This is a genomic window from Streptomyces sp. NBC_00984, assembly GCF_045162475.1.
Classification (GTDB): domain Bacteria; phylum Actinomycetota; class Actinomycetes; order Streptomycetales; family Streptomycetaceae; genus Streptomyces.
Genome location: NZ_CP108735.1, coordinates 632,986 through 646,634, shown reverse-complemented (window position 1 = coordinate 646,634; position 13,649 = coordinate 632,986). Strand labels below are relative to the sequence as shown.

11 protein-coding genes are annotated in these 13,649 nt (G+C 69.6%); 7 read left to right on the top strand and 4 right to left on the bottom strand.

Features of this window, described 5'->3' with window-relative positions; translation table 11 throughout:
* Nucleotides 1–24: 24 nt before the first annotated feature.
* Together OG520_RS43015 and OG520_RS43010 are read right to left on the bottom strand one after the other, a co-directional pair.
* On the bottom strand, nt 25–1,611 hold the full coding sequence (locus OG520_RS43015; protein WP_331749574.1) for an FAD-dependent oxidoreductase: 1,587 nt from the start codon (nt 1,609–1,611) through the stop codon (nt 25–27).
* A gap of 5 nt (nt 1,612–1,616) precedes the next feature.
* Nucleotides 1,617–2,666 carry a LacI family DNA-binding transcriptional regulator gene (locus OG520_RS43010; protein WP_331749061.1) on the bottom strand — a complete coding sequence of 350 codons (1,050 nt, stop codon included), beginning with the start codon at nt 2,664–2,666 and terminating at the stop codon, nt 1,617–1,619.
* Between the two features lie 168 nt (nt 2,667–2,834).
* Between OG520_RS43010 and OG520_RS43005 the strand changes: the two genes are divergently transcribed.
* Both OG520_RS43005 and OG520_RS43000 read left to right on the top strand, forming a co-directional pair.
* Nucleotides 2,835–5,243, top strand: coding sequence for a hypothetical protein (locus tag OG520_RS43005; protein ID WP_331749058.1), 2,409 nt, complete (start codon nt 2,835–2,837; stop codon nt 5,241–5,243).
* A complete protein-coding gene (locus tag OG520_RS43000; protein WP_406016767.1) occupies nt 5,240–5,800 on the top strand; it encodes a hypothetical protein in 561 nt (186 codons plus the stop codon). Before OG520_RS43005 ends, OG520_RS43000 begins: the two co-directional genes overlap by 4 nt.
* On the opposite strand, the gene OG520_RS42995 is transcribed toward OG520_RS43000, so the two are convergent.
* Nucleotides 5,787–6,986 (bottom strand): alpha/beta hydrolase, encoded by a 1,200-nt coding sequence (locus OG520_RS42995; RefSeq protein ID WP_331749056.1) that lies wholly within the window; start codon nt 6,984–6,986, stop codon nt 5,787–5,789. The two genes, OG520_RS43000 and OG520_RS42995, sit on opposite strands and share 14 nt — an antisense overlap.
* 358 nt (nt 6,987–7,344) lie before the next feature.
* On the opposite strand from OG520_RS42995, the gene OG520_RS42990 reads away from it, so the two are divergent.
* The 5 genes from OG520_RS42990 (at nt 7,345) to OG520_RS42970 (ending at nt 11,993) form a co-directional block, all read left to right on the top strand.
* On the top strand, nt 7,345–8,289 hold the full coding sequence (locus OG520_RS42990) for an ATP-binding cassette domain-containing protein (RefSeq protein ID WP_331749053.1): 945 nt from the start codon (nt 7,345–7,347) through the stop codon (nt 8,287–8,289).
* Nucleotides 8,286–9,110: an ABC transporter permease gene (locus tag OG520_RS42985; protein WP_331749050.1), complete on the top strand. Its 825-nt coding sequence runs from the start codon at nt 8,286–8,288 to the stop codon at nt 9,108–9,110. The genes OG520_RS42990 and OG520_RS42985 overlap by 4 nt, the downstream gene beginning before the upstream one ends.
* Before the next feature lie 247 nt (nt 9,111–9,357).
* Nucleotides 9,358–10,491 (top strand): sensor histidine kinase, encoded by a 1,134-nt coding sequence (locus OG520_RS42980; protein WP_406016766.1) that lies wholly within the window; start codon nt 9,358–9,360, stop codon nt 10,489–10,491.
* Nucleotides 10,488–11,150: a response regulator transcription factor gene (locus OG520_RS42975; protein ID WP_331749044.1), complete on the top strand. Its 663-nt coding sequence runs from the start codon at nt 10,488–10,490 to the stop codon at nt 11,148–11,150. Before OG520_RS42980 ends, OG520_RS42975 begins: the two co-directional genes overlap by 4 nt.
* A 318-nt stretch (nt 11,151–11,468) precedes the next feature.
* Nucleotides 11,469–11,993, top strand: coding sequence for a hypothetical protein (locus OG520_RS42970; RefSeq protein WP_331749041.1), 525 nt, complete (start codon nt 11,469–11,471; stop codon nt 11,991–11,993).
* A 56-nt stretch (nt 11,994–12,049) separates the two neighbouring features.
* On the opposite strand, the gene OG520_RS42965 is transcribed toward OG520_RS42970, so the two are convergent.
* Nucleotides 12,050–13,642 carry an ISL3 family transposase gene (locus tag OG520_RS42965; RefSeq protein ID WP_331749038.1) on the bottom strand — a complete coding sequence of 531 codons (1,593 nt, stop codon included), beginning with the start codon at nt 13,640–13,642 and terminating at the stop codon, nt 12,050–12,052.
* Between the last annotated feature and the right edge of the window lie 7 nt (nt 13,643–13,649).

Below are 13,649 nucleotides of genomic sequence, written 5' to 3'. Positions count from 1 at the left end.
GCAGTTCGACGCGATCTGTCCGGCTCAGTAGCCGACGACCTCGGGCCAGTGGAGTTCGACGCCGGCCTCGACCAGGCGTCGTTGAAGCTGATCGACGAGTGCGGGTTCGACGGCGACCTGCTGCGGGCTCAGTCCGCGGTCGAGGCAGAACGCGGTGAGCTCGCCCGCGGACTCACCGACGTTCCATTCGACCGGGTGGAGTCGGTAGGCGCCGTTGGTGATGTGGGTGGTGCCTATGTTCTTGGCGGCGGGGATCAGGTTCTGGGTCCGGACCGGGACCAGGGCGCCCAGCGGGATCTCGAACGGCGCCGACTCGACGTCGATGTAGTTGTCGCCGCCGGTCGAGGGGTGCAGGTCGATCCGGTACATCCCCACCCCGACGGATGCCTCGAACCGGGCCGGCCCGCCGGACCCGCGGGATTTGATCGAGATGTCCTGTTCGCGGACGGTGGTCAGCGCCTTGATCCGGCGGGATTCCCGGATGTACGGAGCCTGCGCGAAGCCGTCGCTGGTTCCCACCAGATCCCCGCGCAGCCGCAGTCCCGGCCACCCGCGGCCACCGTCGGGCCGGGGCGCCTCGGTCTGCAGCCAGTAGACATAGGCCCGGGACTGCGCCTTCGCCGCGGCCAAGTGCTGCAGCCGTTCGGCGGTGTCGATGATCGAGCCGCCGACATAGTCCAGCTGGGGCCAGTTGGCCAGCACGATGTCGCTGTCGTACAGGCTGTCGGTGAAGGTCTGCCGGGCGGCGATCCGCCGGAACTGCCACAGGTCCTGATCGCCGGCGTCGAACCGCGGATCACCGGAGACGTCCTGCTCCGGATTTACGATCATGGTGCGCTGCTCCGGCACCAGGGTGCGCGGATTGGGCGCGGTGAACGACAGCATCGGCGCGCCCCAGTAGGGCAGCTCGAACGAGCGCCAGTCGTCGTAATCGACGGGCCGGGCGATCGTGTGATCCCCGGCGGCATGGTCGAAGACGAAACACCACGCGATCGACTGCACGTTGGCCGGGTCGGCGACGTCGGGAGCGCTCGGCTCACCGGTGTCGGACCGCGCCTCGGTACCGACGACGTAATCGGTGCCGGTCAGCGGCAGCAGGTCACCGGTCTCGGTGCCGTCCAGCACGAACTCCGCCGTGATCACGCTCTGCGCCCCGGTCTGCGGATCCGCGACCGTAACCGTGCGGACCACCCCGTCCACGACCTCGGCCCCGACCGGAACCGCGGGCTGCAGAATGGTCAGCCGGCCGCTCGACCGATACGGCGCGAGGAGAGCGTCGATCACCGCGAGCGCCACTCTCGGCTCGTGGCACAGCCGGCTCACCCGGCCGCGCCCCGGGTTGAGTTCACGGTCCCCGCGAGCCGCCGCCGACAGCGGATAGTGGTCCCGGTAATAGCGACGGATGTTCTCCCGCAGCCTCCGGTAGCGGGCGGTTACGCCGAACTGCTCCACCCAGATGTGCTCATCCGGTGGCACCGCCTGCGACGTCAGCTGGCCACCCAGCCACGGGAACTCCTCGGTCATTACCACCCGGTGTCCGCGCTGCAGCAGGGCGAGAGCGGCTGCTACCGATCCGAGACCGCCGCCTATGACCGCCACCTCTGTGGCGATCTTGTTCACGACAGGCCTGCCGACCGGGCGACAACGGTGTCGCCCGCTTCGACCTCGGCTGCCAGAAGCCGCTGGGTGTCCAGATCGGCCCACTCCTGCGGGTCGGTGGTGACCAACTGCTGCAGCAGCTCGAGCGCTTCGGCGGCGACCTTCTTGCGTGGCACGCGAAAGCCCGTCAGCACCCGTCCGTCGGTGCGATGACCACGAACCTCACCGAACGCGGCGACCGAGATCTCGCCAGGCACGTCCACCCCGGCACCGACGAGCGAGAGGATGACATCCTCGGTGAGGAAGGCGTCCTCGGCAATAATCAGCGTGGCCTCCGTGGCCCGGGCCAGTCGGGGCAGCTCGGCGACGCGCTCCTCACCCACCAGCATGAACGCCATGCGGCCCGCCGCCGAGGCGGCCTCGACCGCGCCGCGCCGGTCCCGCGCAGTGGCGGTGTCGCGGCCGCGGTGCACATACAAGGCCTGGCGGTGTCCGCTGTTCGCAGCCAGGTCGATCACGGCGTCCGCCGGAGTGACATAGTCGACGCCGACGTACGGCACGGCCGCGGCCGTCTCGTCCCTGCGGCCGACCGCGACGAACGGGAACTGCTCGGCGACCAGCCGTTCCAGCTCGGACCCGACCATCTGCTGCCCGAGCAGGATGCAGCCGTCGGTGAGCCGCAGCCGGGTCTTGCGATGGAACAGACTGCGGGTGCCGTTCTCGACCGGCGAGGACGTGAAGAACAGCAGGTCCCAGCCGATCGCCTCGGCCGCACGTTCGATCCCGTTCAGCAGCGGGCCGTAGAAGTCCAGGCTCTCCGGCGACAGGGCTTCCTCGTAGGTGAAGACGCCGATGATCTGGTTGTCCAGACCGGCCAGCCGGCGGGCCGCCGGATCGGCGACGTAGGTGGCCTGCTCAAGCGCCCGCTTGACCCGCGCCCGGGTCTCTTCCGGGATACGCACGTTCGTGCCGTCACGGTCGTTCAGCACCACCGAGACGGTGGTCTGGCTGACCCCCGCGATCTCGGCGATTTCGCGCTGGGTGACCCGGCGCGGCTTCGTTGGCATCGATCCTCCGGTGATAATGCGTAACTTCAAAGACGTCAGCGACATTAAACCGCTGGAAACAAGAGCGCAATGCCCCTTGACTATCGGGTTGTTCGGTTGAGACCGTCCGTGTCACGACGTTGAAGATAGGCATTATCGCGACAGTTCGCGGCCAGACAGGAGCAGACGATGACAACCCCACCTGCCGAAGGCGCCCACCTCAGCCGTCGCGGTCTTCTCGGCGCGGTGCTCGCGGCCGGCGTCGTACTGATCGCCGAGCCCACCCCCGTGACGGCCCTCGCCGCGGACGGCGATGTCACCCTGACCGCCGGCGGGATCAGCCTGCTGGCCGGCATCGGCGGCCGGCTCGCCATACGCGACGCGGCCGGTGTCACCCGCAGCGCCGGGTCGAAGTTCCAGATCAAGGACCAGCTCACCGGCATCCACCTGTCGACCGGCGGCACCCCCGCACTGGCCACCCTGCAGGACGGAACGCCGGCGATCCGGATGGACTACGCCTTCGACGCGGCCGCCGGGCAGGCCACCGTCACCGGCTGGTTCAGCGTCACCACCGAGCACGCCCGGCTGGAGTGGCGGATCACCGGCGCGGACACCCTGGTGCCGGACGGCTTCCTGTTCAGCCGGGCGATCCAGGCGCCGACCGCGCCCGACGACTACATCGCGATCACCGAATGGGTCCGCGACGCCGGCGGCGGCATCCCCTACGAGGAAACCGTCGGCGTCGCACACACCTCGACCTGGGGCAGCCGGCACGGACTGTTCCTGCTGGACCGCTCACGCCAGGCCTGGACGAACGCGACCTGGGTCCACGTACCCGGAGCGGCCGACCCGGCCGGCGGGTGGACCAGCCGGGCCGACTTCTTCTTCTCCGACAGCAGGCCGTCGGCCACAGCCACCATCGGCCGCGGCCGCGAACTCGGCCTCGAGCTGACCACCGACCGCGACTTCAACCTCTATCAGGTCCCCGGCGAGCCGATGCAGCTCACCGCCCTGGTCGCCAACGGCGGCACCGCACGCCCGGCCGAACTGCGGCTGTCGGTACGCGACTTCGACGGCGCACCGCTGGCCGCCACCACCGTGACCGGCAGCATCGCCGCGGCGGGCACCTGGCAGCACACCTTCACCGTGCCCGCGCCGGCCGCCGGCATCGCGCTCGCCGAGGTCGTCGTACGGTCCGCAGACGACGAGGCCTTCGCCCGGACCAACCTCGCGACCCTGCCACCGTTCACCTACCAGGCCCGCGCGGACAGCATGTTCGGGATCGCCAACTACCCGTGGCTGCAGCGGCCGAGCGCCGACGCCGTACTCGACCTCTGGCAGCGGGTCGGCATCGCACTGGTCCGCATCGCCTACGACGGCGGCCCGGGATTGCCGCCCTCGGCGTTCGACGCACGTGGCATCCGCCACAACATCGAACTGCAACCGTCACTCGACGCGACCGACACCGAGGCCGCAGCCTGGGCGGCCGACAAACTGACCCTGGCGCAAGGGGCCGGAGCCGGCTACTTCGAGGTCGGCAACGAACTGAACCGGCCGTTCAACACCGGAGCAGCCGCCCAGACCTACCTGGACAAGGCGCTGCGCCCGGTCTTCGACCGACGGGCTGCGATCGGCGCCGCCGTCAAGCTGATGAACAACGGACTCGCCGGGATGGATAAACCCTGGGTGGAGACCTTCATCGCCGCCGGCGGCTGGGACCTGATCGACGCATTCGCCTACCACCCCGGCCGCGGCAACTTCACCCCCGACTACATACCTCCGGGCGACGACTGGAGCACCGGCCCCGAAGGCACGTACTGGAACTTCTACGGCGGGCTGAAGCAACTGAAGACGCTGATGGCTCAGCACGGCGAGAAGGAGGTCTGGCTGACCGAGGCCTACGCGCCGACCAAGCCGAACAGCTGGTGGCACGACACCTACCGGCACGCCGCCGAGAACGTCCTGCTCAGCCTGGCACTGGCGAAAGCCGAAGGCATCACCTGCGTGTGCTGGTACCAGTTCCACGACAGCGTGCTGGGCATGCCGCAGCTCGCCGATCCCGACAACGTCGAATACCACTACGGGCTGATGAACCGCGACCTCAGCCCGAAGCCGTCGCTCCTGGCGTACGCGACCGCAGCCCGCGTACTCGATCAGGCCACCTTCCAGGGCCGGCTGACCTTCCCCAACCCGCAGACCTTCGGCCTGTGGTTCGACACACCCGACGGCCCGGCGGTCGTCCTGTGGAACCGGGCCGACGGCTACTTGCTGAACACCTCCGGCCGGCGCACCGACTGGCACTTCCCCGCCCCCGAGGTCTGGGTCGACCCCTGGCCGACCAAGACCCTCCTCACGGTCACTGCCGGCAACGCCGTACGCCAACTGGACGCCATCGGCCGCAGCAGTCAACTGCCGTCGGCCGGAGGCCAGGTGACACTCATGCTCGACGGCTCACCACGCATCTTCTACGGCCTGACACCACTGGCCAAGCCCGGCGCCAATATGCTGGCGGGCTGCCGCCAACGGAGGCTCGGCGAACAACCCGGCGACCGGCCGCTGCAGCCGCCCAGACCATCCGAGAGGCGTTCCGCAAGGTGATCATCCCACTCGCCGCACCGGGCATCTTCACCACCGCGATCACCACCTTCACCGCGGCCTGGAACGGGTCTCTCATCGCTCTGGCGATGACGAACCAGCCCGGCATGCAGACAGCGCCGGCCGGCATCTCAGCGCTTCCACGCCGTGGCCGCCGCGATCGAGCACCACCTTGCGCCGACGGTCATTGGCCGGCACCCGGCCGGCATCGAGGACATCGGCCGGATGCTGCGCTTCTCGTCGTACTGGCGCGGTGGGCCGGGGCACAAAACAATGCGCTGTCCGGCATCGACCAGGCGCTGTGGGACATCGCGGGCAAGCGGTTCGGGGTGCCGGTGTACGAGCAGCTGGGCGGCGGGTCCGTACTGCCTGCGGCCGCGGTCTGCACCGGGGCGCGGGGCGGCGGGATCGAGGAGTCGGTCGAGCGCGCCGCAGCCCTCGCGGAGAAGGAATACCGCTATGTGCGGCTGCAGTCCGAATCGCCCGGACTGGGCGGCTACGGTGCCGACGGCACCGCCGGTGGATATCCCGGCAGCCCCCATCCGGTTAGGGGTTGTTGAAGATGACCTCCGGTTCGGTCGGCGTCGGGCCGGTCAGCAGCGGCTGGGGGATGTGTTTCAGCTGCAGTTCGAAGAAGGCCCCGACGTACGCGCGGGTGATGTCCAGCGAGCGGCTGCCGGAGAGGGCCTGTGGCGACTGCGGGCCGGACAGGCCGAGTTCGTCCAGGAAGAGGGGGATGTCGGAGAAACTGGAGTGCGTCGCACCGGCGACGGTCAGCCAGCGCTTCCAGCCATCCAACCGGCCCCACGCCTGGTCCCAGCTCGTGTCCGTACCGCCGGGACGGTGCGTTCCGTCGTCCGTGCCGAGCATCATGAACGGCCTGCCGCCGAGCCCGTCGGCGGGCACGGCGGCGTGGAAAGCGCCGTCGATGTTGACGCCCGCCCGGATGCGGCGGTCGCGCGCCATGGCTGCCGCCGCGCTCGCGCCGCCGACCGAGTGACCCGCCATGCCGATCCGGTTCCGGTCGATCAGTCCTGCGTACCGCCAGGCCGGGCGCGGCCCGGTGAGCCGGTCCAGGAGGAAGGAGACGTCCTTGCCCCGGCCGGTGGTGAGAGCCTCCATGTCCTGCTCGCTCCGGGCCTTCGCGCACGCGACGCAGGTCAGCATCCGGCCTCCGGGGAAGGCGGTGCCGACGGACTCGTAGGCATGGTCCACTGCGGCGACCCCGTATCCGCGGCTGGCGAGTTCCTCGGCGAGGCCGGTGAGGGTGAAGCGCGAGACACCGAACCCCGGGGAGAGCACCACCAGGGGATACCGGCCGCGGGCGGGCCGAGCGCCGACGCGGCCGCTGGTGGTCGTGGCGCTCAAGGTCTGGGCGGGGAAGACGTCTTCCAGCCCGTAGCTCTTCAGGAACAGCCGGGCCTCCCGCACCGTGGCGTACGGCGTCGGCGTACCGGTGCCGGGGAGCGCGGGGTAGAACATGCTGACCATCAGCTCACGAGCTGTATCCGGCACCCACGGGTCCCGGCGAGCATGGTCGACGAAGTGAAGGGTGTCGCGGCCGACCGCGTACGGGCCGGTGGGGCGGGGCAGGGATGTGCGGGTGTCCGTGTCACTGCGGACGGAAGGGGCGACGGACGCGTGCGTCGGGGTCGGGGCCGCGGCGGCGGGCCGCGCCACGGCGGTCGGCAGCGCGAGGGCCAATGTGAGCAGGGCAACGGTCGGGGTTGCGGAGAATCTGGGCATGTCCCGGACGCTAGATGCCGCGGCCGGTCCAGCGCATCAGCCGACAGTCGCGTCCTGGCGCCCGGCCCGTTCGCCCCCCGTCCTGCCCCTGGTGAACCGCGTTCCCAGGGCCATTTCCCCAGGTCGAACCGCTGCGCCCGCCCTCCCGCCGTCCCTCGGCGGCGACCGGTGCCCACCGGTGACGGGTGCGACGGAGCCACCCGGTGCGCCGACGTCTACCCCTGCGGGTGGAGAGGTGTCCACCCCGGGATGCGCATCTTCGGCGGTGGGTTCAACCCGTGGGTTCATGTGCCGCACCGGGCCGGAAATCTAGCGTGGCGGTCAGTTGACGCCACTACGAACCCGACGAGGACATCCGATGATTGAAGCCCACGGGCTCACCAAACGCTATGGAGACAAGACCGCTGTCGCGGATCTCAGCTTTATCGTCCGGCCCGGTGTTGTCACCGGATTCCTCGGGCCGAACGGTGCCGGGAAGTCCACCACGATGCGGATGATCCTGGGACTGGACGCTCCGACCGCCGGCCGGGTCATGGTCAACGGCAAGCACTACACCGCGCACCGCGCACCGCTGCATGAGGTCGGGGCGATGCTGGAGGCCCGTTCGATCCATACCGGCCGTTCCGCCTTCAACCATCTGCTGTCCTTGGCTGTCACCACGGGCATCCCTCGCAGCCGGGTGGACGAGGTGATCGACATCGTCGGGCTGCAGAAGGTGGCCGGAAAGCGGGCCGGCGGCTTCTCGCTGGGCATGGGCCAGCGGCTCGGTATCGCCAGCGCTCTGCTCGGTGACCCGGCCACCGTCGTCCTGGACGAGCCGGTGAACGGGCTCGATCCCGAAGGCGTGCTGTGGATCCGCAGTCTGCTCAAGGACCTGGCCGCCGAAGGGCGCACGGTGCTGGTCTCCTCGCATCTGATGAGCGAGATGGCGGTGACCGCCGAGCACCTCATCGTAATCGGGCGCGGTCGGCTGATCGCCGACACCTCGGTCGGGGAGTTCACGCGGCGTGCCGCCCGTAATTCGGTGCTCGTACGCAGCGACGAGGCGGAGCGGCTGCGTGCGGCACTGACCGGGCCGGATATCGCCGTGGCCTCGGCCGACCGGGGCGTGTTGGAAGTCACCGGCCTGAGCAGCGAACGGATCGGCCGGATCGCCGCCGACCACGAGATCGCGCTCGCCGAGCTGACACCTCGCCAGGCGTCGTTGGAGGAGGCGTTCATGGAGCTGACCCGGGACGCTGTCGAATACCAGACCCCGGACCGGCTTCCGGCCGGTTCCGGCACCGAAGGACGTGCGGCGTGACCACCGATACGATGCCCCAGTTCTCCGCCGCCGCCGGGCGCGGCCACCTCACCCAGACGCGGGTGCTGCACTCGGAGTGGGTCAAACTCCGCACCCTGCGCTCGACGCTCTTCACCCTGCTCGCCGCCGCTGTGGCGATGACCGGGATGGGCCCGCTGTTCTCGGCCGTCACCGCCTCCCACTGGTCGGATATGAGCGCGGCCGAGCAGGCGTCCGTCAACCCGACGGCACTGAGCCTGATCGGGTTCTTCCTGGCGCAGCTGGCGGTCGGCGTCATGGGTGTGCTCGTGGTCAGCGGCGAGTACTCGACCGGCATGATCCGTGCGACCTTCTCGGCGGTGCCGCGACGGCTCCCGGTCCTGTGGGCGAAGGCCACCGTGTACGCGGCGATGACCTGGGTGCTGATGACTGCCATGTCCCTGACGGCGTTCCTGGCCGGTCAGGCCCTGATGTCCTCCACGGGAGCCGGAGCCTCGCTGAATGACCCGGGTGTCACTCGCGCCGTCCTCGGTACCGGTCTGTACCTGACCGTTGTGGGACTGCTCAGCGTCGCTATCGGCACACTGACCCGTAACACCGCGGGCGGCATCACTGCCGTCTTCGGTCTGCTGCTGGTCCTGCCGGAGCTCGTCAAGGCCCTCCCCTCCTCCTGGGCGGACCAGATCGGCCCGTACCTGCCGAGCAACGCCGGACACGCGCTCGCCGTCCTCCAGTCGGATCCGAATACCTTGGCGCCATGGACCGGATTCACAGTGTTCTGTCTGTACGCGGCTGTAGCGCTCGGCGGAGCCGCGGTGGCACTGAAACGGCGGGACGCGTAGTGGTCGGCGTGGGTGCGGTCGGATTCGGCAGCCGGCCGGGGCGGCCGGGCGAGGGCGCCGTCTCCCGACTGCCCGGACACCGGAGCGAGTCAACCTGGGGGCCTGTTGCCGGGATGCTGCTCGCAGGCCGGTCTGGGCCGGGCAGTCGATGATGGCGACTGCGCCCGCCACCACGTCGGCCAGACAGTCGTGGCGCACCTTGACCGGGTGGGCCCGGCTGCTGCGAGTGTGTGCCCACCTGCCGCCAGTGGCAGTGGACGTGATTCTGGTGACCGCGCTCTTCATCCTCACCGCCTTCGCCGTCCGCATCGACCTGTACGACCGCCCCTGGCTCCTGGTATTCCAGGCAGCCCTGCTCCTGCCCCTGCTGTGGCGGCGCCGGGCACCTCTGGCGGTGTTCGCCGCGGTGGCCGCGGCGGCCTTCGCCCAGTGGCTCGTCGACGTCCAGCTACCGGCCGACATCGCGCTGCTGGTCGCCCTCTACACGGTGGCCGCACACGCCGGCCGCCCGCAGGTACTGCTGGCTGGTGCTGTTTCCGAAGCGGGAATCCTGATGGCATCCGTGCGCTGGTCGACCGAGGGGAGATTTCTCGGCGCGGCAGTGAGCCTGACCGCCATAGCCACCGCCGCCGCAGTCATCGGTACCAACATGCGGACGAGGCGTGCCTACCTCGCGTCCGTGGAGGACCGTGCAGTACGTCTGGAACGTGAGCGCGACCAGCGGGCCCAGCTCGCCGTGGCCGAAGAACGGGCCCGTATCGCCCGCGACATGCACGACATCGTCAGCCACAACCTGTCCGTGATGATCGCACTCGCGGACGCCGCCGTCTTCGCCCAGTACCGCACCCCCGACAAGACGACCACCGCCATGCGGCAGGTCGCCGACAGCGGGCGCCAATCCCTCACCGAGATGCGACGAGTCCTCGGGATCCTGCGCGCCGACGAGCCAGACGCACTGCGTCACCCGATACCCTGCATCGCCCAACTACAGCCCCTCCTGGACCAGGTGCGCACCGCCGGGCTGCCGGCCCGCCTCCGTCTGGCAGGCGATCCCTCCCACGTCCCCACCGCCGCACAGCTCACCGTCTACCGCCTGGTACAGGAAGCCTTGACCAACACCCTCAAGCACACCCCTCCCGGCACCCGCGTCGAGGTCCGGGTGCACTGCTCGCCCGAGACCATCACCATCGACGTCACCGACGACGGCCGCACCGCGCAGGATCCCGACCCGCCGCACGGGCACGGAATCCCCGGCATGCGCGAGCGCACGGCCGCGTACGGCGGAACTCTGCGGGCCGGCCCGCTCCCGGGCGGCGGCTGGCGGGTCTCGGCCCACCTCGACCTGAGCACAGCCGGAACAGCAGGGACCGGTGCCACGTGACGATCCGCATCCTGCTCGCCGACGACGAACCACTGCTGCGTATGGCGTTCACCATGGTCCTGGAGGCCCAGCCGGACATGGAGCCGGTCGGCGAGGCCGGGGACGGCACCGAAGCTGTACGACTCGCCCGGCTGCTCCGCCCCGATGTCGTCCTGATGGACGTCCGGATGCCCGGTACCGACGGCATCGAGGCGACCGGCCGGATCATCCGGGACTGCCCACAGACCCGGGTCCTCATTCTGACCACCTTCGACCTCGACGAGCACGCCTTCGCCGGACTCAGAGCCGGGGCGTCGGGCTTCCTCCTGAAGAACGCCCTGCCCGAGGAACTCCTCGCGGCCATCCGAAATGTCGCCGCGGGCGACGCAGCTATCTCGCCACGCATCACCCGTCGCCTGCTGGAGAACTTCGCCCACCTGCTCCCCGTAGACCGCGAGCAGGTGGAGGACGAGCGTCTGGGACGGCTCACAGCACGCGAACGCGAAGTACTCGTCGAGGTGGCCCGCGGCCTGTCGAACACCGAAATCGCCGCCGCTCTGCACCTCGCGGAGGCCACCGTGAAAACACACCTGAACCGGATCCTGACGAAGCTGGAACTACGCGACCGGGTGCAGGCCGTCGTCTTCGGTTACGAGACCCGGCTCATCCGCCCGGCATGAGGACGGTCAGGGTCGTCGCACCACCGGCGGCCCGCTCTCCGACGCCGCCGTCCGGCAGTCGACCAGCGCCTGCAACCGCCATACCCTGCTTGGCTTCGTTCACTTTCAGCAGCAGCGTTTGTCCGGCAGTTTGGGCAGCAGCTGGAGGTTGACGGGCTCGGGAATGTTCACGAGAAATGGTTCTGGCACAGATCTTGGGGAGCGGTCGCGGAGTGTTACCGGGGCAGCAGCTTGAGTTGGGTCAGCCCGCAGGGCGGTTTGCCGGGACGGTCCAAATTTCCGGGCGCTCTCGCGAGCCGTGCTGGCATCGTATGAACCATGGCAGCGATAGACGATACATCCGAACCTGACAGCCCTGTCCGCAGCGCTTATCCGCCCCTGGTGGAGGCGGCGTGGCTGTATCAGGCGGATCAGGTGTGTCCGGAAGACCTGCCGATGACCGCTGCCCAGGCACTCGCAATGGGTTTGGACACGTCGGCCCTGTGCGAGCTCGCCGGTCTGCCGCGTCATGCGGACCCTCGGGACATCCGCGACACATTCGAGCAGGCTCTTGAAGAATTGGGGATCATTCTGCCCGATCTCCACCTGGCCCGACGATACGCGCTGCGCAGCCTGGCGACGCGATTCACCGCCGGGGAGGTGGACCTCGCCGAGTTGGCATCGGACGAGTGGTCGGAGATGGAGGTCGAGACTGCTGAGGAGCAAGCATTCGTGGCGCTACTCCCGCCATGCGCGTGCTGCATCGAGTACACGCTGGGGATCGACGAGGCGGTATGGGAAGCGCAACTGCAGATCGCGGCCTATGCCTTGGTCTCGCATCCCACTGTCGGGCCGCGCTTCTGACGAGGGGGGGCCGAAGGCGTTTCTGGCGCAATATCTGGGGTCGCGATCGCGGAGGGTCACTGGAGCAGGATCATCTTGCGGAGCAGTTCGAACCCGGCGCGCCCGTAGAGCTGCCGCTTGATCTTCTTGATGCGATTGACGGCGCCCTCGATGCTGCCGGAGCTCCAGTGGAGAGTGAGCCCGGCGATCACGGCATCGAGGTCTCGGAGCAAGTGGAGTGCGAAGCCCGTGAGACCGGGCAGCCGGCTGGCGTCGACTGCGTCGATCCAGGTGGGGAGTGTGGAGCCGAGGCGGCTGCTGAGCATCTCGCCAAAATCGCGGACATGTCCGGCCGCCTTGTCCAGTTCGAGGCAGCGGGCCAGGACCTCCTTCAGGCCGGCGAGGTCTTCCTCGGTCAGGGTCGCTGGGTGACGGGTGAGCCAGCTGGTCACCTGCCGCACCGACGGCGCCCGCGGCGGCGCAGCAGGCGGAGCCCCGCGCAAGGTGGCGATGTGCGCGCGAACCATGCCGTAGGTGACGGGAGCGTGCTCGGCAACCAGCTCGCCGTGCAGTCGGGTGACGCTGGTGCATCCCTCGGCAAATCGACGCTCCAGGTAGAGCTTGTAGGGGTCCAGCCTGCTGGGCCGGGGCCGGTTCTCGCGGATGGTGTCCTGCCAGCGTGCGGCGTTCGCGTACCGGAGCACGGTGTTGAGACCCCAGCCCAGGTGCCGGGCAATCGCCCGGCGCGAATGGCCTTGGGCAAGCAGCTCGTGGACCAGGGCATGTGCTGCCTTCTTCCGCTCGGCCCGCCAGCCGACGGGCTCCGAGTCGTCCTGCGGCCGACCGGAAGCCAGTCGGGTGGCCTCCGGCAACATGCCGCCGGGGGAAGGATCACGCAGGCGGTCGCGATGGGCGGCGACACAGGTCTCCACCGCCCGACCGAGGCCCTGCCACAGATGGAACCGGTCGGCGACCTGCAGAGCGCCGGGGGCGCCGCGCCGGGCACCCTCGGCGTAGGCGCCGGCCCGGTCCCGGCAGATGATCTCCACGCCGGGGTGGCGGGCCAGCCAGGCGGCCAGTGGCCCGGCCTCACGTGTCGGGAGCACGTCGACCACGCGATGGTCTTCGACGCTGGTCAAGACGGTGGAGTAGGTCTGGCCGCGACGGATCGCGAAGTCGTCCACGCCCAGCACACGCGGCGTGCTGCACTGCGGATCGGGCAATGCCAAGACCCTGCGTAACAAGGTCATTCGTCCCGCGCCGAAGCCCAGCTGGGCCGCCAGCCGGGCGCCGGCCCGCCCGGCCAGCGCCAGCCCCACTCGCTCCAGGGCGCGGTTAAGCCGCGTGGTGAACCTTGCATGCGGGGCGGCCAGCCGCGAGAACGGCTCGGCGAACGTCCGGCGCGGGCAGCCCGCCGACCCGCAGATGAAGCGCCGGACCGTCAGCCGGATCACAAAGCCCTGCTCAGCGAGCGGAAGGTCCTTCAGCCTGCGCTGGTACCGGTCGTGGACTCGGTCCGAAGAGCGGCCGCAGTCCGGACATGCCGCCCCGGCCGCGCGGCCTCTCGCCACCACCTCGACCGTGCCGAACGCGGCCGTAACCGCCTCGACGTCCACCTCGTCGATCCCGTCGAACACCAGTGAGTCCCAGAACGATGCATCGGTCTGCATGAGCAGT

What these genes read in the sequence shown, in the direction of transcription:
- OG520_RS42990 (WP_331749053.1), top strand. Translation starts at nt 7,345, where the DNA reads ATGATTGAAGCCCACGGGCTCACCAAACGCTATGGAGACAAGACCGCT.
- OG520_RS43005 (WP_331749058.1), top strand. Translation starts at nt 2,835, where the DNA reads ATGACAACCCCACCTGCCGAAGGCGCCCACCTCAGCCGTCGCGGTCTT.
- OG520_RS42970 (WP_331749041.1), top strand. Translation starts at nt 11,469, where the DNA reads ATGGCAGCGATAGACGATACATCCGAACCTGACAGCCCTGTCCGCAGC.
- OG520_RS42965 (WP_331749038.1), bottom strand. Translation starts at nt 13,642, where the DNA reads ATGCAGACCGATGCATCGTTCTGGGACTCACTGGTGTTCGACGGGATC.
- OG520_RS43010 (WP_331749061.1), bottom strand. Translation starts at nt 2,666, where the DNA reads ATGCCAACGAAGCCGCGCCGGGTCACCCAGCGCGAAATCGCCGAGATC.
- OG520_RS42995 (WP_331749056.1), bottom strand. Translation starts at nt 6,986, where the DNA reads ATGCCCAGATTCTCCGCAACCCCGACCGTTGCCCTGCTCACATTGGCC.